The sequence below is a fragment of the Streptomyces zaehneri genome (genome assembly GCF_032248645.1).
GTDB lineage: Bacteria > Actinomycetota > Actinomycetes > Streptomycetales > Streptomycetaceae > Streptomyces > Streptomyces coriariae.
Genome location: NZ_JASTTJ010000021.1, coordinates 155,618 through 179,288, shown reverse-complemented (window position 1 = coordinate 179,288; position 23,671 = coordinate 155,618). Strand labels below are relative to the sequence as shown.

The window sequence follows — 23,671 nt, the reverse complement described above, 5'->3', positions numbered from 1 at the left end:
AGGGGCCCGCGGCGGCCGGGGCGGGCCCCTCCCGCCGAGAGTCACTGACGGTCAATCAATAGGCCTTGCCGATGGCTGACTTGGCGTTTTCCGTGGTGTAGGCGCCGTCCTCGATGACGATGTCCTGCGCGACGCTCTCGCCCTTGGTGAAGGTGTCCAGCGTCTGGAAGGCCAGCGGTCCGAAGCGCGGGTTGGACTCGACGACACCGCTGATCCAGCCGTCCACGATGCCCTGGACGGCATTGCGGGTGCCGTCCACGGTGACGATCTCGACGTCGCCCGCCTTCTTGCCCGCACCCTTCAGCGCGGCCACCGCGCCCAGACCCATCTCGTCGTTCTCGGCGTAGATCCCCTTGATGCCGGGCTTCGACTGGATGAGCTGCTCGGTGACCTGCTGGCCCTTCTCGCGGGCGAAGTCGCCGGTCTGCTCGAAGACCACCTTCAGGTCCGGCGCCTTCTCGGCGATCCGGTCCTTGAAGCCCTTGGTGCGCTCGGTGGTGACGTTGTTGCCCGCCGCGCCGAGGAGGATCGCGACCTCGCCCTTGCCGCCGGTCGCCTCGATCATCTGGTCGGCGGCGCGCCGGCCCTGCTCGACGAAGTCGGAGGCGATGAACGAGACGTAGTCCTTGCAGGCCGTGGCGTTGATCTTGCGGTCGATCGTGACGATGGGGACCTTCTTGGCCGCGGCGGCCTGGAGCACCGGGTCCCAGCCGTCGGAGTTGAGCGGGGCGATGACCAGCAGGTCGGCGCCCTTCGCCAACAAATCCTGGACGTCGCTGATCTGCTTGGAGAACTGCGACTGGGCGTTGGCCGTCAGCAGTTTGACGCCCCGCTTCTTCGCCTCGTCCTTGATGGACTGCGTCTCGGCGATACGGAACGGGTTGGCCTCCTTCTCCGACTGGGAGAAGCCGACGGTGGCGTTCTCGAGGTCCGACTTCGCACCGCCGTACGCGTCGACGGTGCAGGTCTTGCCGCCCGCCGCGGGCGAGGCGACCTTCTGTGCGGCGTCGGCGGCGGCCGAGGACTTGGTGTCGCTCGACGTGTCGTCCTCCGACTTCGCGCAGGAGGTGGCGGTCAACACCACCGCCGCGGCCAGGGAGACGACCACGGGACGGGCGAGAAGACGACGACGGTGAGTGGTGCGCTGCATGGTGACCCCGATCCGGGCGACGCGGAAAGAACACTGGGGAGGTGGTGAACGAGCAGAGGTCGAACAAGGTCGAGCAAGGTCGTGCCGTAGCCGAGCAGTAGCCGTGCCGAGAAAAGTGCTTCTCCCCTGGCGGGAAAGGTCGTTCGACCCGCCGCACAGAGGTTTTTACATCGTTGGAAGAGTGCTGTAAACCCCCTGTGCACGCACTGTGCCGGGCTCACCGTGAGCGGGGCGGCCGACACCACCTGCCGCTGCGCCCTCATCCGCGACGGAGGGGGACGCGTCACGGCCGGGGATTTCGGGTGCCTCGGCGACCCCGTCGAACGACCGGCACACGCGCGCGGACGCGCCGCCCGGGACCACATCGCTCACCACCGCACACGCAAAGAGCAACGCCCGTTCCGCGCAGTGGACTTGGCGAGGCGCTCGACTCCGGACGTCAGAAATCGCGTGACGGACCGGTCAACACGAGCCGTTCGGCGCGCACTTGACCGGAGCACCGAGACGGCCCGCGCGTCACGCAGCCCTGCGGCAGCTCGGCCGGAAGGCGATTCGCACGCGCACCGCCCTGGGGGTCACCCGGATCCGCCGCCGTTCGCCGCCGCCCGGCCCAGGGTGCTCTCCCGCTCCACGAGGCGATGGTCCGCCCGGACCCGGCGCGGCTCGGGCATCTCGTTGCCGCCGAGCCGTGCCAGCACCGACTCGACCGCGAGGCGGCCGATGGCCTCCTTGTCCGGCGACACCGAGGTGAGGGTCACCGCGCCGAAGCGGCCCTCGACCACGTCGTCGAAGCCGACCACGGCGATGTCCTCGGGGACGCGCAGTCCCCGTTCGTGCAGGACGCGCATCGCGCCGATGGCCATCGGATCGTTGTAGGCGAAAACCGCGTCGGGGCGCCGTCCGGATTCCAGGATGCGGTTCATGGCGGCCGCTCCGTCCGCGTGGCCCCACCCGTCGGTGGCGGCGACGAGCCCGTCGTCGGCCGGGAGGCCGGCCGCGGTCAGTTCCTCGCGCCAGCCGCGCACCCGCAGTTGCGCGGGCTCACTGCGACCGCGCCGGGCGCCGATGAAAGCCACCTCCCGCCGTCCGAGCCCGTTCAGATGCCGGACGGCGGCGCGGGCGGCGGCGACGTTGTCGATGGCGATGTGGTCGTAGGGCAGGTCGTAGTCGCGTTCGCCGAGCAGCACCAGCGGTACGTTCTCCGCCCGGTCGCGCAGGTCCTCGGTCTCGAGCTCGATCGGGCTGAGGATGAGGCCGTCGATGACCCGCGCCCGGAAGCCCTGGCTGACCAGGATCTCCTGCTCGCGGTGCCCCCCGGTGTGGTCGAGGAGCACGATGTAGTCGTGTGCGGCGGCGGCGTCGATGACGGCGGCCGCCAGCTCGGCGAAATAGGGGTTGCCGAGTTCGGGCAGGGCGAGCGCGATGATGCCCGTACGCCCTTTGCGCAGGTGCCGGGCGGCCAGGTTGGGCCGGTAGCCGAGCACGTCGATGGACCGCTGGACGCGCTCGCGCATGGCGGGCGTGACGTGCTGGTAGTTGTTCACCACGTTGGAGACGGTCTTGATGGAGACCCCCGCGTGCGCGGCGACGTCCTTGAGGCTGACCCGCACGGCATTCCCTTTCGCAGCGTCCCGACAAGATGATGGCCGGTGCGGCTACGGGGTCGTCACCGTGGGCGAGCGCCGAGCCCCCATACGGGACTTTTACAACGTTATACAGGCGTCCTCGCCACACTGACAAGGCGGGTGACGGACGGCCGTCGCACGGGGTGCGAGCGCCCGTCCGGCGGGCTTGGCCACGAAATCCGGGGACCGCGACGCAACCGGGAGGAGCGTCGTCCGTGAACGGCTCGGGAGAAGTGTCGTCCGTGAACGGTCACCGGTCTACGGCCGTGACGGCCACCGGGCGCCGCCGAAGTCTGCCGGTCAGCCCGTCGGCGCCCCCGTCCGGTGTCGTGATCCGGCCGCACGGCCGACGCGCCGCGCACCGGCCCCTCGACTACAGTTTCCCCGAAGACGTGCTCCTACGGTCGCCCTTCGCCGCCGACCTGGCCCGTCCACCGCGTGCGTTCCCCTGAGGGGCGCGGCACGGTTTTCGACCACCCGATTCGAGCATCGAACCCGCCCAGTGCGGAGTTCTGGAACGGCACGAGAGGGAAAATTCATGCCCTTCGCTACCGCCAAGGACGGCACCAGCATCTTCTTCAAGGACTGGGGCACGGGACAACCGGTCGTGTTCTCCCACGGCTGGCCGCTCACCGCGGACGCCTGGGATCCACAACTGAAGCTGATGGCGGACAACGGATTCCGGGCCGTCGCCCACGACCGCAGAGGCGGCGGCCGTTCAGGACAGAGCTGGGACGGCAACAACCTCGACACCTACGCCGACGATCTCGCCGCGGTCATCGAAGAACTCGACCTGCACGACGTCATTCTGGTCGGTCACTCCACCGGCGGCGGTGAAGTGACCCGTTACATCGGGCGACACGGTTCGAGCCGGGTCGCCAAGGCCGTCCTGGTCGGCGCCATCCCTCCTCTGATGCTGAAGACGGACGCGAATCCGGAGGGGCTGCCGATCGAGGTCTTCGACGAGATCCGTGCGGGCGTGGCAACGGACCGCTCCCAGTTCTACAAGGACCTCAGCGCGCCCTTCTACGGCGCCAACCGCGACGATTCGACCGTCACCCAGGGCACGCGCGACGAGTTCTGGCTGTGGGGAATGACGGTGGGCGTCAAGGGCGCCTACGACTGCATCAAGGCGTTCTCCGAGACGGACCTCACCGAGGACCTCAGGAAGATCGACGTCCCGACACTGATCGTGCACGGGGACGACGACCAGATCGTTCCCATCGTCGCTTCGGGCGACAAGAGCTCGAAGCTGGTCAAGGACGCGGTGTACAAGGTCTATTCCGGTGCGCCCCACGGATTGGCCATGGTTGCGAAGTACGCCGAGAAGTTCAACGAGGACCTCCTCGAATTCGCCCGCGGCTGAGCCACGGCACCAGGGCGGGCAGGACCGGCTCCCGGTCGAAGACGGCCATGGTCCGGCCCGGTCCGTCGTAGTCGTCGACGATCTTCACCCCGAAGCCGAGACCGCGGTGGAACGCGATCGAGCCGGTGTTCGCGACCGACCTGACCCGTTTCAGGCGCCGTGCGCCCTGACGGTGCGCCGCTTCGGCGAACGCCACGCGGGACGGCGCCCGAGACCCGTGCCACGGGCGTCGTCCCGCGTGGCGATCGGATGCGCGTACCCGGTGCCTTCCGGCGTCACGAACCCGAAGACGTACCCACGGATTCCTCCCTCGGCCCGGACGGCCAGGCAGGTGGAACCGAACTCCTGCACCAGTGCCGGAAGGTGCAGCGACCGGAGGTCGCGATCGCCCCGGTACCGGGTGTCGAGCGGGCCGCCGAGCCGGGGTGTCGTCTCGCCTCTGCAATCGGTCACGGAGCTCCCGCAGGCTCGGCTCGCCCCTGCGGGTCGGTCCAGGAGCCGGGCTGTCGGCACGCCCCGCCGTCAGCCCCAGAGCGGTGGCACCTCGGACCGGTCCTCGACGGTCTGTGCGGCGTCGAGGACGAGGTCCTCCTCGAAGCGGCCGCCGATCAGCTGCACGCCGAACGGCAGGCCGCCCTCCACATGAACCGGCACGGTGACGGCGGGGAAGCCGAGGACGGGCACGGCGGTCATCGGCCACATGGCGGGGAACAGCTGCATCGCGCGGTCCCGATCCGTGATGTCGGCGTCCTGCTCGAAGGGGGGTTCGGCGCACACCGGGGTGAGCAGGATCCGGTCGCCGCCCAGGAGTTCCTGGAGCCGGGTGACGAGCGTCGCCCGCCTCCCCCATCCGTTGATGTAGGTCTCGAGATCGGGCCGCTCGCCCCACAGTTCGGCGGCGGCCGCGAAGTGGCCTTCCAACGCGGTGCGGATGGCGTCCCCGCCTAGCTGGTGGACCACGGCCAGCATCGGACGGATGTCCTCGGTGATCAGCAGCGCCCACAGCCGCGCGGCCTCGGCCAGCAGGGGCAGTTCGGCCACCTCCTCGACCGCGTGGCCGGCGTCCGCGAGGTGCGCGGCCGCCCGGTCGAGCGCGCGGTCGACGGCCGGGTGGTTCTTGACCGTGCCGTTGCCGCGAACGAGCAGTACCCGTGCGGGACCTGCGGGGCGGGTCCGCGGGGGAACGGCGGGGACGCCGGCGCAGTCGCGCAGGTCCGGTGTGGTCATGGCGTGCAGGGCGAGCCGCGCGTCCGCCACGGTGCGGGCCAGGGGACCCTGCACCGCGCAGGAGTGCACGGTGGGCGGGAAGTCGAGCTGGACCGGCCCCGCAGGGGTGTCGGCGTAGGCGGGCGGGGCCCAGTCGGAGATCCGGCCGACGGTGGGGCGCACCCCGACGACGCCGCAGCAGGCGGCCGGGAAGCGGATGGAACCGCCGATGTCGTTGCCCTGGGCCAGCGGCGTCATCCCCGCGGCCAGGCTCGCGGCGGCTCCGCCGCTGGACCCGCCGGGGGTGCGTCCGGCGTCCCAGGGATTGAGCGTGCGCCCGTGCAGTTCGTTGGTGGAGAACCAGCGCAGGGAGAAGGCGGGCGCGTTGCTCCGGCCGAGCGGTACGGCGCCGGCGGTGCGCAGAGCGGTGACGCAGGCGGCGTCGCCATCGGCGGGGCGGTGGGCCAGGGCGGGGATCCCGTTGCTGGTGGCGTGGCCCCGCTGCTCGGTGTTGATCTTGATGGAGACGGGCACGCCGTGCAGGGGGCCCAGCTCGGCGCCCGAGGCGGTCCGTTGGTCCGCCCGGCGGGCCTCCTCCAGCGCTTCCTCGGGCCGCAGGCCGACCAGCGCGTTCAGTCGGGGGTTGGTCTCCTCGATGCGTTCCAGGCAGGAGCGCACCAGTTCGGTTGCTACACGGTGGACTGAACGACGCCGGTCCGCGAGCGGCGGAAGCGGGCGACGGGGCCGCATCGGCGGGGGTGTCCGGTCGACGGCGGGTCCGGCGATCAACGAGAAGCGTCAGATGACGGAGACCGCCGTGGAGAACGAGCAGCCCGAGCGGGTGGTTGACGCACCGTCGAGCCGGTGCAAGTCGGCGGTGGACCTTCGGGGTTCGACGTCCGAGTAGGACACGGGCTTCTCCGATGTGGATGGACGGAGCGGCTTCGGGTGGACCGGTTGCGCGTCATGGGGGCCATCGCAAGCCGGTGCGGCAGGAAGATCGCCCCGGCGGTCGTCGGGTTCCACAGGGCGTTCGACATGGGTGTTTCCTCAAATGAAGGGAGAGAGAGCTGCGGGGTGGCGGGTTGCCGCGAGTAGCGTGTACGCGGTGAGTGGCCTGACGGACCCGGGTCCTTGCACCATGGAAGGCAGCCGCGCGCAGTGGCGGTCGACGGTGCGGACGGGCTTGCCGCGCACATGACCGCCGCCACTGCGGTGCCGGGCCCCGGCTGTCTGGGTGGGCGAGGGACAGCTGGCGAGCGTGCCGGTCCTTCCCCACGCCGCACGACGCATCGGCCTTGTGCGGCAGCGGCCGTGCCGTTGTCACAAAGGGACTCCCGCACGGGAGTCGGAGTGGTGGTCAGCCGCGGTAGCGATCGGCCGGGACCCGCAGCGACAGGTTCGGGACGAGCGCCTGACGTGCCTTCTCGAACGACTCCCAGTCGCTGATGTCCGGCAGCGACAGGATGGTGACGGGCTCCCCGGCGTCGAGGCCGGCGAGCGCCGCGTCGACGGCGTCGTCCACGTTCATGACGATCTCGTCGGGAAACGTCGCGAGGTCGACACCGGAGCCGTCCCAGATGTCCGTGCGGACGGCACCCGGCAGCACGGCCTGCACCCTGACGGGGCTCTCGGCGAGCTCCTGCTGCAGGGCCTGGGTGAACGTCAGCACGTAGCTCTTGGTGCCGCTGTAGACGGCGCTGACGGGCAGGATGTTGAGAGCCATGGCAGAGGAGATGTTCACGACGGTGCCGCTCCCGCGGGCCGTCAGCCCCGGCAGGACCGCGATGGTCAGCCTGGTCAGCGCTGTCACGTTGAGGTTGACCAGCGCCTCGTAGGCCGCCGCGTCGGAGGCTGCCAGCGGCGTGAGCAGCGCACCGCCGGCGTTGTTGATCAGTACCTCGATGCTCTCGTCGGTCCGCAGACGCTCCTCGACCACGGAGAGCTGCGCCGCATCGGTGAGGTCGGCGGTGACGACGTCCACCACACGGCCGGTGCGGCTGCGGATGTCCGACGCCAGCGCTTCCAGCCGCGCGGCGTTCCGGGCCACCAGGATCAGGTCGTAGCCCCGGTCGGCAAGCCGCTGCGCGTAGGCGGAACCCAGGCCGGCTGACGCACCGGTGACTACGGCGGTCTTGTTCTGCGTGGTGGTCATGGGGGATCTCATTTCTGGGCTGGCGGATGAGTAGGGGCCAAAGCCTCGGCCCGCTTTAGATTACGATAGCTATCTAAAGCTCTCCGGTCAAAGGCGCGCGATCCCGCCGGCCACCACCCGCGGCCGGAGGCCGAAGCGGATCCGCAGGCCTCCGCCTCGCGGTCGCGAGAAGGGGTCGCACGGGAAAAGGGTGTCGCGGCCGGCGCCGACACTTCGCGTACGATAGATGCACTTAACTATCTAATGTGGGCAGGTGAGTGATGAGTCGCGTTTCGCAGGCACAAGCGCTCGAGAACCGCAGGCGGGCGGTCGCCGCGGCCTCCCAGCTCTTCCGGGAGCGCGGCGTGAACGGCATCAGCGTCGCCGATCTGATGAAGTCCATCGGGCTGACCACGGGCGGCTTCTACAAGCAGTTCCCCTCCAAGGAGGCCCTGATCGCCGAGGCGGCTCAAGCCGCTTTCGGGGACCTCGCCGCACTCCTGGCGTCGTTCGACACGGCCCACGGCGATCACGACACCGCGCGCGACGCCCTCGTCGACTTCTACCTGTCGGCCGAGCATCGTGACCAGCCCGGCGCCGGTTGTCCCACCGCGGGATTCGCAGGGGACATGGCTCGCGAGCCCACAGCCGGGGAGGTGCGCGAAACGTACGCGGCCGGAGTCGAGGAATTCGCCTCGTGGCTGGCTACCGACGCGAACAACGGTCTTCCCACGGTGGCCACCTTGGTCGGCGCGATCCTGCTTGCCCGGGCCACGGCGGGCACAGAACTGTCGGAGAAGATCCTGGAGTCGACCCACCAAGCCCTCACCGCACCATCCGGGCCTTGACCCTGATCGGCGGTGCTGTGCGGCGGGGATCCGGCGCCACGTAAGGAGGCGATCTCCGACATCCCAGCAGTACGCGGTGGCGGTAGCGCCGCCGGCCGCCCGCTCCCCCCGAAGCAAGGCCATCGGCTTCGACCGATCCGTCCACCGCCACCGTAACGTCGTCGAGCGCTGCTTCAGCGGCCTCAAGCGGTGGCGCGGACCGGCCACTTCCTGCGACAAGACCCGCGAGTCACATCACGCCGCTCACGCCGCCGTCACCATCGCCTCGATCCTGCTCTGGATCCGACCTTTGAAGACGATCTCCAGGGGCGGACGGCAGGCGTGCCCTCAGGCCGAGCCCGACCGCCGACGCGGCGTCGCCCGCCCCGGGAGGACGCCACCTGACCGGCTGCCGACCAGCACGAAGAGCTCCACGAGCCGGGACGCCCGGCGACACCGAGACGCCGGTGATTTCGCCGATTGCCGCCCCGCTCGGCGCCACGACGCTGGTCAGGTCCAGCCACCCGCATCCTCGTCAGGAGGGCTCCATGCGTCGTCATGCCCCGCGCCGGATCCTCGGTGTTCTCGCGACCGCCACCCTCGCGTTCACCCTGTTCTCCGCAGCGCCGACGGCAGGCGCCACCCCCACGGCCGCCGCGTCGGTCGCTTCCACCGCCCGGTCGGCCGACGCGGCCGCCCAGCCGTTGTCGACGAGCACACCGGTCGTCTTCGTCCACGGCTACACCGGCAGCGCGTCCAACTGGACCACAGCCATGAGCGTCTTCCGGCTCAACGGCTGGTCCAGCTCCAACCTGTTCGCCTACGAGTACAACTCCTACGGCAACAACATCACCAACGCCCAGGGGCTCGCGACCTTCGTCAACACCGTGAAGGCGCGGACCGGCGCGAGCAAGGTCGCCATCGTCAACCACTCGATGGGCGGCCTCGTCAGCCAGTACTACCTGAAGGTCCTGGGCGGCAACACCAGCGTCAGCCACCTCGCCTCGATCGCCGGGGCGAACCACGGAACCACCTACGCCGGCGCCTGCCTCGTCTACACGACCTGTCAGCAGATGTACCCGGGCTCGTCGTTCATCGCCCAGATCACCGCGGGCGACGAAACGCCGGGCACCACCCGGTACGCCACCTGGTACTCGGCGTGCGACGGCATCATCATCCCGTACACCAGCACCCGGCTGGACGGCGCGACGAACAACAACGTGCTCTGCCAGACCCACATCGGCTACCTGACGGACACGGTCGTCCTCGGCCAGATCGCGGACTTCATCGCCTCCTGACCGAGCGCGCGAGCAGCCCTGGCGTCGACCGGCGCTCAGCGCGACCACGCCGCGTTCCCGGCAGCTCGACTGCCGGGAACGCGGACGCGGGTCTCGCCTCCGACCGGCCGGCCGGTCGGAGGCGGCCGTGTGTGCGTCAGGCAGTTTCTGCCCGTGCTTTGCGGGCGAGCAGGTGAACCTCCTGGAACTGCCGGCGGTCGGTGGGCTGGGGCTCGCGAACCGTCCGGGCCACCTCGGCCAACCCGGACGTGCGCAGCATCGCGGCGAGGTGATCGGGCCACCACCGATAGGCCGGCGCGACGGTGTGATCGAAGACCTGCGTCGGGTGCGACAGGCCCTCGGTGGCCGAAAAGCCGACGAGAAGGTGGCCGCCGGGTGCCAGCACACGATGGAACTCCGCCAGGACGACGGGGAGTTCCTGCGGCGGAGTGTGGATGATGGACCAACGGGAGAGCACGCCGCCCAGCACACCGTCAGCGATGTCCAACGCGGCCATCGAGCCCACGTCGAACCGCAGGCGCGGATAAGCCTGCCGAGCCAACTCGATCATCGCGGGAGAGGCGTCGACACCGAACGCCGACAGCCCCAACTCATCGAGATGGGCGGTGACATGACCAGGCCCGCACCCCAGGTCCGCGACCTGGCCGTCGTCCCCGCTCGCGCTGACGGCCTCGGCGAAGACACCCAGGATCGCGCGGTCCAGAGGACTGTCACGCAGCGAGTCGCGGAACATCTGCGCGTAGGTGGGGGCGACAGCGTCGTATGCCTGACGGGTGACGCTGAGGGCACTGTGTTCGACCATGCACGCGACAGTAGTTCCTGGCCCCGGGGCGAGCCGGGAGAATCACGATCCCGGCTCGCGGCGCCCGAAGGGGGAGGCCGGACGCCGCCGCCGCTCACCTTCAGGCCGGCGAGGTGACCGCCCGGCTCAGCTGCCGGGCGAAGAACCGGACCGCGCTGTCGGCCTCGAACCTGGGGAAGTCGAAGTGTCCGCCCGCGTTGGCGTGCAGCGTCTTCTCCTGCGAGGCGAAGGCGTCGAACAGCGCGAGGCCGGCCTCACGCGGGATGCGCTCGTCGTCCCACTGCAGGCCGAACTCGATCGGGACGGTGATCCGCTTCGCCGTCTCGACCAGGGCGTCGGGCCACATCAGGCCGAAGACCGCGGCCGTGATCCTGGGCTCGACCGCCGCCAGCGGCACCCCGATCGCGGTGCCCAGGCCGACGCCGAAGTAGCCCACCGGCCCGTCTGCGCCGATCTCCGGAAGCTGCTGAAGGGCGTCCAGGGTCGCCTGCCACTCGGGCACGGCGAGCTCCGCCAGGCGGGCGTTGTACCGGACGACGATCGGGCCTTCCGGCTCGCCCGCCGCCTGCGCCCTGCGCAGCTCGGCGATCTCCTGCTCGTCGCGCGCGGTGCGCGGCCGGTCGCCGTGACCGGGCGCGTCGATGACGGCGACATGGAAGCCGCAGCCGGTCACGAGGAGGTGGGCGCGGCCCGCCATCGCGGGATGCTCTTTGTGGTTGCCGCCGCCGTGGCCCAGCAGGACCAGGGGCGCGTGATCGACGCCGGAGGCCGGCGACCAGAGGACTCCGGGGACGTCGCCCACGGTGAAGTCGCGCTGGATCATGCCGTTCGACGACGACTCTGCGGTGAACTGCGGAGGGTGCACAGGTGTTGCCTTTCGGGAGTGCCTTGTTGTCGAGGCGCTCCCGGCGACACCTACGTCAGTCGCCGGCCGTGACGGGAAGGGAGAGCACCCACATCGATACGACGGTCATGGGTCTCACCTCCTCGGGCGGTGTCACGGTCGACTGCAAGCTACCATCCCGATCCTCAACCCGGCAGCGCTTTCCCCATCACGCGAAGCGGGTCGATTTTCGGGCCCAACTCCCCGCTCCCTGAACCCCGTTCGGCCCGCATCCCGACCGCTGCCCTCAACGCCCCAGCGCAGCCCCGTCCTGCCACCGCACACCGGGACGGATCCCCGCGTCACGAGAGCCGGGTCGGGAATCCCGCTCGGCCCCCGCGGGTGCCGTGGAAGCCGCTCGGCGGGCCGGAGGCACCTGAACCGCGGTCGCGCAGCGAGCCTACCCGGCGTCCAGGGGCCGTTCGAAGAACGTCTCCAGGACGACGGTCGCCTGGGTGCCGCTGACCCCGTCGATCGCGTACAGACGGCGCAACACGTCCTGGAGTCGTTCCGTGCTCGCCGTGCGCACCTTCACCAGGACCGCCGCGCTGCCCGCGATGACGTGGGCCTCCTGGATCTCCGGTACGCCGGCGAAGTCCTCGGCGCGGTCGCCCATCCAGGCCGTCGAGTCGACGAGCACGAAGGCGAGGACCCCTCGGTCGAGGGCTGCGGGGTCCACGTCGATCGTGGTGGACCTGATGACCCCGTGCTCCCGCAGCCGGCGCACTCGCTCATGGGCGGCACCCGCAGACAGACCGACCCCCTTGCCCAACTCGGCGTAGGACCGGGTCGCGTCCTTCTGGAGCAGCGCGATCAGGCCACGGTCGATGTCATCTATCTGCTTCATGCTCTGACCATATCCTGTTCGGTGATCTACGTGTTACGTTGAATAGGATCCTGCTCAGCGTATGCGAAGGGACGCCGATGCCCGCCGATGGCCTGTACGAGATCCTGGACGACCGCTTCCGTACCGGACGCTGCACGAACGGCGACGGCAGGCTGGAGGTGCTGCACGACGACTGCCGTTGGGCAGAGGGTCCGCTGTACCTGCCCGCCTGGCGCCAGGTGATCTGGAGCGACATCCCGAACGACCGCATCCTGCGCTGGGACGAGGCCACCGGGACGGTCGGCGTCTTCCGCGCCCCGGCCGGACACAGCAACGGCAACACCCTCGACCGGCAGGGCCGCCTGGTCAGTTGCGAGCAGGGCAACCGCCGGGTCACCCGTACCGAGCCGGACGGCACGGTGACGGTCCTGGCCGAGCGTTTCGAGGGCAAGCGGCTCAACAGCCCCAACGACTCCGTCGTGCGCTCCGACGGCACCCTCTGGTTCTCCGACCCGGACTTCGGCATCACCAGCGACTACGAGGGTCATCGGGCCGAGTCCGAGATCGGCGCCTGCAACGTCTACCGGATCGACCCGGCGACGGGCCGGGTGCACCTCGCCGCCGACGGCTTCGAAGGACCCAACGGCGTCATCCTGTCACCGGACGAGAAGCGGCTGTACGTCTCCGACTCGCGAGCCGCCCGCGTCCACGCCTTCGACGTGCACGCCGACGGCACGCTCTCCGGGCAGGAGGTCTTCGCCGAAGCACGAGCGGGCGTCCACTTCGACAACATCCGCCTGGACGACCAGGGCCGCCTGTGGGCCGCCGCCCTGGAGGACGGCGTTCACTGCTACGACCCCGACGGCACCCTCATCGGACGGCTCCGGGTGCCGGAACCGGTCTCCAACATCACCTTCGGCGGGCCGAAGAACAACCGCATGTTCATCACCGCCACCACCTCGCTGTACTCGCTGATGATGTCGGTGACGGGAGCGCCCCGCGTCTAGGGCGCACGTCCGACCGCGGTCCGGGACACCGCGTCCCGGGACGGTGGCGTACGCGGTGGAGCCGTCCTCGCTGACGGCCTTCGTCTCGTAGGGGTCCGCGACGCCGGCCACCCGCGGGCCCTGGCCCAGAGCGTCCACCGTCTCCTCGATCACCGCCTTCTCGGCGGCGGTGACCTGCCGGCCGTCGGGGGCGACGAACACCACCCGGGCGGGGGCACCGTCGGCGGTGGCGCCGCCGACGGCAGCCCCGGGGCGGCGAGAACCCCGTCGGGGCTCTCACAGGCCGAACAGCTCTGCCGCGTTGTCGTGGCACACCGCGCGCAGCCAGTCGTCCCCGAGGCCCAGCCGCTCCAGGGCGTGGAGCTGGTGCACGTACGGATAGGGGATGTTGGGGAAGTCGGAGCCGAGCAGGACACGGTCGCCGAGTCCGGCCAGCCGGGGCAGGGCCCTGCCGGGGAAAGGCATCAGCTCCTCGGCGAAGTCGGTGAACGTCATCGTCGTGTCCAGCCGCACCTCCCCGTACCGTTCGGCGAGACCGAGGAACTCCTCGTACTCGGGCATCCCCAGGTGCGCGACGACCAGTCGCAGCCGGGGGTGCCGCGCCAGCACCCGGGCGATCGGCTCGGGTCCGGTGTGCTTGCCCGGCGCGGGCCCGGAGCCGCAGTGGATCACGACGGGGATCCCGGCCTCGGCCAGCAACCCCCATGTCCGATCCAGGAGTTCGTCGGCCGGGTCGTACGCCCCCACCTGGACATGCGCCTTGAAGACGCGCGCGCCCGCCTCGACGGCCTCCCGGACGTAGGTCTCGACGCCCGGCTCGGGGTAAAGGGTGGCGGTGTGCAGACAGTCGGGCGTGCGGCGGGCGAAGTCGGCCGCCCAGCCGTTCAGCCACCGGGCCATGCCCGGCTTGTGCGGGTAGAGCATCGCGGTGAAGGCCCGTACGCCGAACTCCCTCAGCAGGGCCGTCCGTTCGCTCTCCTCGTTCCGGTAGGTGATCGGCCACTCGAGCCCGCCGGTCCGCGGTCCGAGCGCGTCGAAGTAGGCCCAGACCTTGCGCAGGACCCGCTCGGGCATGAAGTGCGTGTGGACGTCGACGAGGCCGGGAAGACCGAGGCGGCCCCAGAAGCCGCGCACCTCCCGGGCCTCCTCTCCCACAGCGGTGGCTTCGGCGGTACCGCCGGGGTCGACGGGTTCCGTGCGGTGATCGTCCATGGCGCCCACGATCGGCCCGGGTGAGGCGGCTGGTCCACTCCTTCGCGCGGGGAATCCGTGAGGGATCCGTCACCCGAGGCCTTGGTGGTCAGCGGAGCCGGCCTGGCCATGGCGGACGCGGGTGCGCAGGGCGCGGCCGTGGGTTCGCCGGGTGTCCGATCGCCGAGGCGGCCCGTCTGGACGAGGCGCCGGTGCGGACCGCAGCCCGCACGGGCCGTCGGCGGGCGGAGGCAACGACCGGGCCGGCCGACGGTCCGGTCGCCGCGCTTCGGGCGGCGGACGGCCGTCGGCGGGGCCGCTGCCGCCGCGAGCCGGTGCCGCCGTCAGGGCCTGTCCGGCTTCACCCTCCTGTCGACGCCGTTCACCCGTACGGTGACGTCCTTCCGGTTCCGCGCCCGGTCGGCCACGATCCTGTAGGACGTCACCTTTCCGTTCCGCCACGCACAGCTAACCTCGTAGCCGCCCCGGGCCCGCAGCCCGGTGAAGGATCCCTCCGCCTTCCAGCCGTCCGGCAGGGCGGGCAGCAGGTCGATCACTGCGCCGTGGCTCTGCAGGAGCATCTCCGCCACGGCGCCCGAGATGCCGAAGTTGCCGTCCATCTGGAAGGGCGGGTGGTTGCAGAACAGGTTGGGCAGCGTGTTGTAGGTCAGCAGTCCGCGCAGCATGACCTGGGCGCGCCGGCCGTCACGGAGGCGGGCGAAGAGGGCCGCCCGCCAGGGCCAGGTCCATGAGCGGCGGCTGTCGCCGGAGACCGTCGCGGCCGTGAACGGGACGCCCTCCTTCTCGCCGCACCGCGCCTTGAGGGAGACGAGGGCCGCGGCGGCGAGGTCGGGCGTCCGCGGGGTGATCTGGCGGCCCGGGTAGACCGCGAACAGGTGCGAGGTGTGGCGGTGGATGTCGTCGGGGCTGTCGATGTCCTCCTGCCACTCCTGGAGCTGGCCCCACCGGCCGATCCGGTTCGGCGCGAGGCGTGCCTGCATGTCCGCGACCTTGGTCCGGTAGGCGGGATCCGCCTTCAGAGCCGCCTCGCAGTCGAGGTAGTTCTGGAACAGGTCCCAGATGATCTGCTGGTCGTACATGACGCCGTCCTCGCGCGGCCCGTGCTCCGGGGACCAGCCGTTCGGTGCGACGAGGAGTCCGTCCTCACGCTCCTTGAGATGGTCCTCCCAGAACTCGCAGATCTCCTTGATCATCGGGTAGGCGACGGTACGGAGATGGGTCGCGTCCTGGGTGAACGCCCAGTGCTCGTAGAGGTGCTGGGCGTACCAGGCGCTCGCGACGGTGTTCCACTCCCACGAGTTGCCGCCGAAGATGCTCTGGCTGGTGCGGGCGGTCCAGCCGCGGGTGTCCTGGCCGAAGGCGTTGCGGGTCGCCACGCGGCTCGGCACCGCCACCTGCTCGATGAACCCGACGAGCGCCTCGTGACACTCCGACAGGTTCGTCGTCTCGGCTCCCCAGTAGTTCATCTGGACATTGATGTTGGTGTGGTAGTCGCAGGCCCAGGCCGGCTGGTTCCGGTCGTTCCACAGGCCCTGGAGGTTGGCGGGCAGGCCGTTCGGGCGGGAGGAGCTGATCAGCAGGTACCGGCCGTGGTCGAACATCGTCTGTTCGAGTGTCGGGTCCTCCCCGCCCGCCGCGTAACGCGCCAGCCTGGCGTCGGTGGGCAGCGCGAGGACGGCGGCCGGGGAGGTGCCCCAGGTGACCGAGACGCGGTTCATGAGGGCACGCGTCTCGGCGATGTGCCGGGCGCGCAGCTTGGCGTAGGGCCGGGCGGCCGCCTTGTCGAGCGCCCTGTCCACGATCGGTTCCGGAGCGGCTCCGCGCCACCCGGCGGCGGCGTCGAGCCGGTAGTCGGTGCGTGCGTCGAGGAACAGGGTCAGGGTCGTGCAGCCGCTGAACCTCAGTACCGCCCCGTCGGTGCTGAGCTCGCCGTCGGTGTGTACCGCCCGCACGGCGCAGGCGTGCTTGAGTCCGTTGCCCATCACACCGCTGAAGGCGATCCGCCCGGCGCCGGCGTCGGCTGTCGTCGGGGCCTGGTCCTGCGCGGAGGTCAGCGAGATCACCCCGGAGAGTCCCTCGGCGCTGTCCGCCGTGTACCGGAAGACCATGACGTCCGCGGACCGGCCGGCGAAGGCCTCCCGCAGGACGCGCTGTCCCGGCGCGCCGAAGCGGGTGACGTGGAGGCCGTCGCCGAAGTCGAGGGTGCGCCGGTAGTCGACGATCGCGCGCTGGGCGCGGGTGTCGAAGCCCTCGCCCTCCAGCGCGATCTCCGCGATCTGGCAGCCGGTGGAGGACGCGCCGGGGGTCAGGGTGAGCCGGTAGACGCGGTAGGCCGTGCTGTTGGTGAGGGGGAAGGTCCGGCTCTCGCCGCGGCCGGCGAAGGGCGCCCCCGGGTTCCGCGTGTCGAGGGGCGTCCAGGTGCTCCCGTCCTGCGACGCCTCGAGCGTCCACCGCCGGGGGTCGTCGCGCGGACGGTCGGGGGCCGCCGTCAGCGTGTACGAGGTGACGACGGCCGGGCGGGGCAGGTCGGCCTGCCATACGACGGCGGGTGCGGAGCCGTCGACCCGCCAGACGGTGGCCGGATCGCGGTCCACCGAACGGGAGATGTCCGTGCCCCGGCTGCCGGGCCGGGCCCCGGATCCCTGCGAGTGCCCGCTCGGCGACGACAGGTAGAGCGAGGTGTCCCCGCCGAGGTCCACGCCGGCCAGGCCGATCTCGCTCACCTGGAAGTGGCTGACGCCCGCCTTGGGGACGAAGTCGAACCGGTAGAAGCGGTAGGGCCCGCTGTGCGCACTGGTGAATTCCCTGGTCTGGAAGCGGCTCTCGAAGGGCGCCTCCAGGGTGCGGCTGTCCAGCGTGGTCCAGGTGGCGCCGTCGGCTGAACCGGAGAACGTCCACTCCTGCGGGTCGCGCTGCGGCACGTCGTTGGCGCTCGTCAGCCGGTAGGAGGCGACGACGACGGGGGCGGGGAGCTCGACCTGCCACCGCACCGTCGCTCCGGGCCCCTCGATGCACCACTTGGTGCTCGATTCGCCGTCGTACGTCTTGTCGACACCCTCCGAGGGAGAGGAACTGTACGGTCCTCCCGGGGCCGTGACCCTGGGCTTGGGACGGGAAGCGAAGGTGACGACGAGGTCGCCGAAGTCGCGGTACGAGCCGAAGCCGGTCATGCCGGTGTCGAAATCGCTGTCCGGCTTGCCGGCGAGCGCGTTGTCGTAGTCGTTGGCCCCGCCCCACAGACTCTGCTCGTTGAACTGGATGCGCTCCTCGTGGGGATCGGCGAAAAGCATGGCGCCGAGCCGGCCGTTGCCGATCGGCAGGGCCTGCGACTGCCAGTCCGCGGCGGGGACGGAGTACGTCAGCGCCTTGCGTGACAGGGTCGGCCACTGGATGCCCGCCGCCGCGTGGGCCCCGGCGGCGACGGCCTGTCCGGTAGGCGTGGCGCCCGTCAGCCGCGTGGCCAGTGGCGCGACGGCGAGCGCACCGCCGACCTTGAGGATGCTTCGTCTCGGCGGTGGGGGTTCATTGATCACAGTAAGATCTCCCGGCCCATTCATCGGCTCTTTCACGGAGGGAGCAGCGGTGCCATCGATAGATATCGAGGATATTGTCATCTCCGACCATCCCCTCGGGAAGACAGATCGGATGTATAGAGGTGTGATCCGCCGTCGCCCGACGGCGTGTCCGCCTCGGTCCGGCTCGCCGCGCGCCAGTGCTCGACGGCGGCAACCTGGACCGTCGCGGCGGAGACGGCCAACAGTGCGTCACGTGCGAACGCGGCTGGGTCCCGAAGGAACACGGCGGAGCTCCACGCGCCCCGGAACGAACGCGCGCGACGCCCCGGGTACCGCGTCTACTCCTGCTTCTCGCCGGAGGCGAAGCGGGAGATGATCAGCGCGACGATGATGATCGCGCCGTTGAGGAACTGGTTCCACAGCGGCGGTACGCCCGCCAGCGTCATCACGTTGACGACCAGTTGGAGGGTCAGCACACCGGTGAGCGCGCCGAACACCGAGCCCTTGCCGCCGTTGAGGCTGACCCCGCCGATGACCGTCGCGGCGAACACCTGGAAGATCCAGCCGCTGCCCTGGGTGGCGGAGATGGAACCGTAGTGACCGCTGTAGAGGATGCCGGCGAACGCGGCCAGCAGACTGCCGATGATCAGGACGACCCACACGATCCGGTCGACCCGGATGCCGGCGGTCCGGGCGGCCTCCGCGTTGCCGCCGATCGCGTAGAGCGCCCGTCCGTGCCGCAGCCAGGCCAGCGCGCACCCGCCGGCGGCGAACAGTACCGCGCAGATCCAGATGGCGGCCGGGACGCCCAGCCAGGAGGCCTTGCCCAGGTAGGTGAAGGAGGGCGGCAGATCCACGATGGACTGGCCTTCGGAGAGGGCCACTTGGAGTCCGCGCAGCATGGTCAGCCCGCCGAGCGTGACGATGAACCCGTTGAGGCGCAGCTTGAGGATGAGGAAGCCGTTGAGGGCGCCGATCGCCACGCCGACCAGGAGACAGAGCGGGATCGCCGTCCACTGCGGAAGGAGACCCAGGCCGTTGAACCGGCCGCCGCTGGTGGGCAGGACCAGCCAGACGGCGATGACGGGTGCCACCCCGATCGTGGACTCCAGGGACAGGTCCATCCGGCCGACGATCAGGATCAGCGCCGTGGCGAGGACCAGCAGGCTCAGCTCGGTGGACTGCTGGGCCACGCCGATGAGGTTGTCGGAGGTGAGGAAGGCCGGGGAGACGATGAACCCGATCAGGCCGAGGACCAGGATGGCCGGGACCAGGGACAGTTCACGGAAGCGGCCGAGATCGAGTCCGCGCCGGGTGCCCTCGGCGGTTGTCCGCCCAACGCTCGCTGCGGGGTCGGTGACATCGGTGGTGGCGGACATGACTACCTTCCGTGCTCTTCGGTGTCGGCTGCTGTGGGGCTACCGGCGACGCCCTCCATGGCGGCGACCATCTGTTCGTCCTTCCAGCCGCGGTCGAACTCCGCGACCACGCGTCCGTGGAACATGACCACGACCCGGTCGCACGCCCTGAGGTCGTCCAGTTCGTCGGAGACGATCAGCGCGGCCTTCCCGGTCTCGGCGACCCCACGGATCCTTGCGAGCAGGAACTCCTTGGACTTGACGTCCACTCCGTTGGTGGGCCGGATGGCGACCAGGACATGGGGGTCGGTGGCCAGGGCCCGGGCCACGACGACCTTCTGCTGGTTGCCGCCGGAGAGCGCGGAGACGGCGGTGCCCGCACCCGGCGTCTTGATGTCGAGATCGCGGATCATGCGCTGGGCGAAGGTGCGGGTACGGGCCGGCAGGACGGTGCCGAACGGGCCGAGCTGGTCGGTGACGGTGAGGGTCGCGTTCTCCGCGACGCTGCGATCGTGGACGAGACCCTGGACGTGCCGGTCCTCCGGCACCAGGCCGACGCCCGCGGTGAGGGCCGCCGGGACGCTGCCGGTGCGGACGGTCCGGCCGGCGACCGAGATCCTGCCTCCGTCGGCGCGGTGCAGTCCGGCGACGGCCTCCCCCACCTGGACGTTGCCGCTGGCCGTCGCGCCCGCGAGGCCGACCACCTCACCGGTGCGGACGGAGAGCGACAGGTCTCGGCAGGTGCCGGTCAGGGTAAGCCGGTCGACGGCCAGGAGCTCCTCGGCGCCGGCCGGGGAGGCCGTCCTCGCCTCGTCGGCGCCCGTCGTCGTGGCGGACTCGCCGGTCATGGCCTCGACCAGCTCGTGCTTGCCGAGTCCGGCCACCGCCGCGGTGCGGATGTGGGCCGCGTCGCGGTAGACGGTGACCGTGGTGCACAGGTCGTAGACCTCTTGCAGGTGGTGGGAGATGAAGAGGAAGGCGACACCCTGCCGTTGGAGGTCCCGGAGCTTGTCGAAGAGCCGGTCGATGCCGCGGGCGTCCAGCTTGGCGGTCGGCTCGTCCAGGATGATGAACCGGGCGCCGAAGGAAAGGGCCCGTGCGATCTCGACGAACTGCCGCTGCTCCACGGTGAGATGGCGGGCCCGGACCATGGGGTCGACGTCCACTGCGTACTCGCCGAGGAGCTGCTCGGCGCGGTTCCGCAGATCCTTCCAGCGAATGGGGCGCAACGCGGCGTCGCTCTGCCGGTTGAGGAAGAGGTTCTCGGCGACGGTCAGCTCCCCGATGATCGTGGACCGCTGGTAGACGCAGGCCACCCTGGACCGCCAGGCGTCGATGTCGCCGAAGGCGGGCGCCGGTTCGCCGGAGAAGCGCAGGGCGCCGGTGTCGGGCTGCTGAAGTCCGGTGAGGATGGACACGAGCGTCGACTTGCCCGCGCCGTTGCGTCCGACCAGGGCGTGCGACTCGCCCTCGGCGATGCTGATGCGGGCGTCGCGCAGGGCGACGGTGGCGCCGTACCGTTTGCTGATTCCGGTCGCCTCGGCCACCGGGGCGCGGCTCACGGTGCCGGTCGCCGGGGCGGTCGCGGAGTCCGCCATGGTGAATACCGTCCTTCTGGTCCGGATGCGGGGGTACGGGGCGGAGGGACGGGGGCGCCGGCCCTCCGCGTGCCTGCCGTCGGGGCCGGTCGCTAGCCGACGTTGTTGCCCCACAGCGTCTTGTCCTCGACGTTGTCCTTGGTGACCAGCGGGGCGGGCAGCTGGTCCTCGAGACCGTTCGGGATCTCGATGATCGTGGAGTCGTGGTCGGTCTTCCCCGCCTTGAAGGTCTTGCCGTCGGCCGCCGCCTGGGCGTAGTACAGCGCGTACTCGGCGTAGAGGTCGGCGGGCTGGGAGACGGTCGCGTCGATCCGGCCCTGGCGGATCGCGTCGAACTCCTGCGGGATGCCGTCGTTGGAGATGATCGAGATGTGCCCCTTCTGCCCGGCCGGCTTGAGCAGGCCCTTCTGCTCCAGCAGGGCCAGGGTCGGCTGCAGGAACACACCGCCCGCCTGCATGTAGATGCCGTTCAGGTCGGGGTGCTGGGCAAGCAGGCTCTGGAGCTTGGCCGAGGCCACGTCGCCCTTCCAGTCGGTGGGCAGCTCGAACACCTCGATCTTCGGGAACTTCTCCTTCATGCAGGCGGCGAAGGCCTCGGAGCGGTCGCGCCCGTTGATGGAGTCGAGGGCGCCCTGGAGTTCGGCGACCTTCCCCGTGCCGCCGAGCTGCTTGCCGAGGAACTCGCAGGCCTTGGTGCCGTACGCCTTGTTGTCGGCGCGTACGACCATGTAGACGTCCCCCTTGTCGGGGCGGGTGTCGACACTGACCACGGGGATCTTCTTCGAGGCGAGCGTGTCGAGCGTGGAGGCGATGGCGCCGGTGTCCTGGGGAGCCATGACGATCGCCTTGGCGCCCGTGTTCTGGAACACCTGCACATTGGCCACCAGCTTGGTGACGTCGTTCTGCGAGTTGCTCAGCGGCAGCGCGTTGACGCCGTCGGCCTTGACGTCCTTCTTCACGTAGTCGGCGTAGGAGTTCCAGAAGTCCGAGTCGGAGCGCGGCAGGTCGATGCCGACGGCGGGCTTGTCCGCGCCGCCCGCGGCACCCGAGCCGGTGCTCTCGCGGTTGCATGCGGTGACGAGGGCGAGCGTCACGAGGACGGTGCCGGCGGCTGCGGCGGCGGAACGGGTGCGAGCGAGCTTCATGGCCGTGTGTTTCTCCTTAGCCAGGGCAGGGCGGTGCGCGGCGGCAGAGGCGTCCGCGCCATGTGGGCGGGACGAAGACTCGAACCGTGAAGGCGGCCGCTGCCGAAGGCATGCGCGGACCGTGCCGGCGGGGATGGGATGAGGGTGAAGGGGAGGGCCGAGAAAGCGGTACTGAAGAGCCGAGAGAGCCAGCGCAGCCGATTCCTCCGATGTATCCGGGACGACGTGGACGTTACGGCGGCGTTGCCGACGTTGACAAGAGTCCGTCCCCCAACGATTTCCACGGCGGCACCCCGCACACGTCCACCAGTCCGACCGGCAACGCCGATCGCACAGGTGTGATCGGGTCTGAGCTGGGCTCGTCCTCCCCCGTCCGCACGGGAGGCGACAGGCTTCGGAGTTCACGATTCGGCACAGTCCCCCTCTCGGAAAACGATGCCGGGGGGCCTGGGGCAGCCGACGCCACCGCGACGGGCGCATGAGGCGCCTCGGCGGTGGGGGCGCCGTCGCCGAACAGGAGAGTCCGCCGAGTCCGTCGCGCGACGGACTCGGCGGACATTCGTCCGATGGGCCACGCCAGGCCCACGAGGCTTCCCCGACGAATAAGGACGAATCCCTGCGCGCTCCGGCGGGAACGACCGGGCCACGGCGGATACATCCGAGGACTGCATTGCCCAGACACTCGGGAGCCCTTACAGTCACGGGGTCGTCATTCCTCCGATGAATCCTGGTCGAGTCCCGACCGTGCGCGTGATCCGGCTGGTGACCCGCGCGACGAGGCCCGGCCTGCTCGCCCGGCGGCTCTTCACGGCACGGAAGCGCACTCGCGGACGAAGCGCCCATGGCAAGGGAGTTGCTCAGTGAAACTGCTACGCGTCGGACCCCCGGGAGAGGAGCGGCCAGCGGTCCGCGTCGACGACGGCCGGCTGCTGGACCTGAGCCCGGTGACCCGCGAGATCGACGGCGCCTTCCTCTCCTGCGGCGGTGTCGACCGGGCGCGCGCGGCGGTCGAGGCGGGCGCTCTGCCGCAACTCGACGCGGAAGGCCTGCGCGTCGGCGCGCCCGTCGCCAGGCCGGGAAAGATCGTCTGCGTCGGCCTGAACTACCGCGACCACGCCGCCGAGACCGGGGCCGCGATCCCGGCCCGTCCGGTGGTCTTCCTCAAGGACCCGGGCACCGTCGTCGGCCCCCGTGACGAGGTGCTGGTCCCACGCGGCTCCCGGAAGACCGACTGGGAGGTCGAACTCGCGGTCGTCATCGGACGGCGTGCCCGCTGTCTGGCGGGGCCCGGGGAGGCGCCGGGGATGATCGCGGGATACGCGGTCAGCCACGACGTCTCCGAGCGGGAGTTCCAGCTCGAGTACTCGCCGCAGTGGGACCTGGGCAAGTCCTGCGAGACGTTCAACCCGCTGGGCCCGTGGCTGGTCACCGCCGACGAGGTCGCCGACCCGCAGGACCTGGGACTCCGGCTGACCGTGAACGGCGTCAAGCGCCAGCACGGCCACACCCGCGACATGATCTTCCCGGTCCACCACCTCGTGTCGTACCTGAGCCAGTACATGGTCCTGGAGCCGGGTGACGTGATCAACACGGGTACGCCCGCGGGTGTGGCCCTCGGCCTGCCCGGCACTCCCTACCTCCGTCCCGGCGACACCGTCGAGCTAGAGATCGACGGGCTCGGCGGCCAGCGGCAGACCTTCGGCCAAGCGTGAAAGGCAC

The 23,671-nt window shown here is 70.5% G+C and carries 17 protein-coding genes and 2 pseudogenes; 5 read left to right on the top strand and 14 right to left on the bottom strand.

From position 1 onward, the window contains the following. Positions 1-55: 55 nt before the first annotated feature. Both QQM72_RS30170 and QQM72_RS30165 read right to left on the bottom strand, forming a co-directional pair. Positions 56-1,150 carry an ABC transporter substrate-binding protein gene (locus tag QQM72_RS30170; protein WP_314223990.1) on the bottom strand — a complete coding sequence of 365 codons (1,095 nt, stop codon included), beginning with the start codon at positions 1,148-1,150 and terminating at the stop codon, positions 56-58. A 575-nt stretch (positions 1,151-1,725) separates the two neighbouring features. Further along, positions 1,726-2,760 carry a LacI family DNA-binding transcriptional regulator gene (locus QQM72_RS30165; protein WP_314223989.1) on the bottom strand — a complete coding sequence of 345 codons (1,035 nt, stop codon included), beginning with the start codon at positions 2,758-2,760 and terminating at the stop codon, positions 1,726-1,728. Between the two features lie 553 nt (positions 2,761-3,313). On the opposite strand from QQM72_RS30165, the gene QQM72_RS30160 reads away from it, so the two are divergent. Then, complete coding sequence (locus tag QQM72_RS30160; protein ID WP_314223988.1) at positions 3,314-4,141, top strand: alpha/beta fold hydrolase; 828 nt, start codon at positions 3,314-3,316, stop codon at positions 4,139-4,141. On the opposite strand, the pseudogene QQM72_RS30155 reads toward QQM72_RS30160, so the two are convergent. From QQM72_RS30155 to QQM72_RS30145, 3 genes and pseudogenes are all read right to left on the bottom strand, one after another. Next, positions 4,107-4,594, bottom strand: a pseudogene (locus tag QQM72_RS30155) (GNAT family N-acetyltransferase). The gene QQM72_RS30160 and the pseudogene QQM72_RS30155 sit on opposite strands and share 35 nt — an antisense overlap. A gap of 69 nt (positions 4,595-4,663) precedes the next feature. Next, entirely contained in the window at positions 4,664-6,097 is a 1,434-nt protein-coding gene (locus tag QQM72_RS30150; protein WP_314223987.1) for an amidase, read from the bottom strand. Between the two features lie 610 nt (positions 6,098-6,707). After that, positions 6,708-7,502, bottom strand: a complete 795-nt coding sequence (locus QQM72_RS30145; protein WP_314223986.1) for an SDR family NAD(P)-dependent oxidoreductase — start codon at positions 7,500-7,502, stop codon at positions 6,708-6,710. A 260-nt stretch (positions 7,503-7,762) separates the two neighbouring features. On the opposite strand from QQM72_RS30145, the gene QQM72_RS30140 reads away from it, so the two are divergent. Together QQM72_RS30140 and QQM72_RS30135 are read left to right on the top strand one after the other, a co-directional pair. Beyond that, positions 7,763-8,329 (top strand): TetR/AcrR family transcriptional regulator, encoded by a 567-nt coding sequence (locus QQM72_RS30140; RefSeq protein WP_314223985.1) that lies wholly within the window; start codon positions 7,763-7,765, stop codon positions 8,327-8,329. Positions 8,330-8,856: 527 nt separating this feature from the next. Beyond that, the gene (locus QQM72_RS30135) at positions 8,857-9,606 is read left to right on the top strand and encodes an esterase/lipase family protein (protein ID WP_314223984.1); all 750 of its coding nucleotides are present in this window, start codon (positions 8,857-8,859) and stop codon (positions 9,604-9,606) included. 136 nt (positions 9,607-9,742) lie between these two features. Here QQM72_RS30135 and QQM72_RS30130 read toward each other — a convergent pair whose 3' ends face one another. From QQM72_RS30130 to QQM72_RS30120, 3 genes are all read right to left on the bottom strand, one after another. Next, positions 9,743-10,408 (bottom strand): class I SAM-dependent methyltransferase, encoded by a 666-nt coding sequence (locus QQM72_RS30130; protein ID WP_314223983.1) that lies wholly within the window; start codon positions 10,406-10,408, stop codon positions 9,743-9,745. Between the two features lie 100 nt (positions 10,409-10,508). Next, positions 10,509-11,273 carry an alpha/beta hydrolase family protein gene (locus QQM72_RS30125; protein ID WP_314223982.1) on the bottom strand — a complete coding sequence of 255 codons (765 nt, stop codon included), beginning with the start codon at positions 11,271-11,273 and terminating at the stop codon, positions 10,509-10,511. 418 nt (positions 11,274-11,691) lie between these two features. After that, positions 11,692-12,129, bottom strand: a complete 438-nt coding sequence (locus QQM72_RS30120; RefSeq protein WP_314224007.1) for an Lrp/AsnC family transcriptional regulator — start codon at positions 12,127-12,129, stop codon at positions 11,692-11,694. An 86-nt stretch (positions 12,130-12,215) separates the two neighbouring features. Between QQM72_RS30120 and QQM72_RS30115 the strand changes: the two genes are divergently transcribed. After that, entirely contained in the window at positions 12,216-13,124 is a 909-nt protein-coding gene (locus QQM72_RS30115) for an SMP-30/gluconolactonase/LRE family protein (protein ID WP_314223981.1), read from the top strand. 30 nt (positions 13,125-13,154) lie between these two features. On the opposite strand, the pseudogene QQM72_RS30110 reads toward QQM72_RS30115, so the two are convergent. The 6 genes and pseudogenes from QQM72_RS30110 to QQM72_RS30080 form a co-directional block, all read right to left on the bottom strand. After that, positions 13,155-13,361: pseudogene (locus QQM72_RS30110) on the bottom strand (MMPL family transporter); the annotation flags it as partial. Positions 13,362-13,400: 39 nt separating this feature from the next. Next, positions 13,401-14,336 (bottom strand): amidohydrolase family protein, encoded by a 936-nt coding sequence (locus QQM72_RS30105; RefSeq protein ID WP_314223980.1) that lies wholly within the window; start codon positions 14,334-14,336, stop codon positions 13,401-13,403. 323 nt (positions 14,337-14,659) lie between these two features. Beyond that, positions 14,660-17,869 carry a glycosyl hydrolase family 95 catalytic domain-containing protein gene (locus QQM72_RS30095; RefSeq protein ID WP_314223979.1) on the bottom strand — a complete coding sequence of 1,070 codons (3,210 nt, stop codon included), beginning with the start codon at positions 17,867-17,869 and terminating at the stop codon, positions 14,660-14,662. A gap of 320 nt (positions 17,870-18,189) precedes the next feature. Then, positions 18,190-19,230 (bottom strand): ABC transporter permease, encoded by a 1,041-nt coding sequence (locus tag QQM72_RS30090; RefSeq protein WP_314223978.1) that lies wholly within the window; start codon positions 19,228-19,230, stop codon positions 18,190-18,192. A 2-nt stretch (positions 19,231-19,232) separates the two neighbouring features. Continuing rightward, positions 19,233-20,807 (bottom strand): sugar ABC transporter ATP-binding protein, encoded by a 1,575-nt coding sequence (locus QQM72_RS30085; protein WP_314223977.1) that lies wholly within the window; start codon positions 20,805-20,807, stop codon positions 19,233-19,235. A gap of 92 nt (positions 20,808-20,899) precedes the next feature. Further along, positions 20,900-21,952 (bottom strand): sugar ABC transporter substrate-binding protein, encoded by a 1,053-nt coding sequence (locus tag QQM72_RS30080; RefSeq protein ID WP_314223976.1) that lies wholly within the window; start codon positions 21,950-21,952, stop codon positions 20,900-20,902. An 860-nt stretch (positions 21,953-22,812) separates the two neighbouring features. Here QQM72_RS30080 and QQM72_RS30075 point away from each other — a divergent pair. Beyond that, on the top strand, positions 22,813-23,664 hold the full coding sequence (locus QQM72_RS30075) for a fumarylacetoacetate hydrolase family protein (RefSeq protein WP_314223975.1): 852 nt from the start codon (positions 22,813-22,815) through the stop codon (positions 23,662-23,664). Positions 23,665-23,671 lie beyond the last annotated feature (7 nt).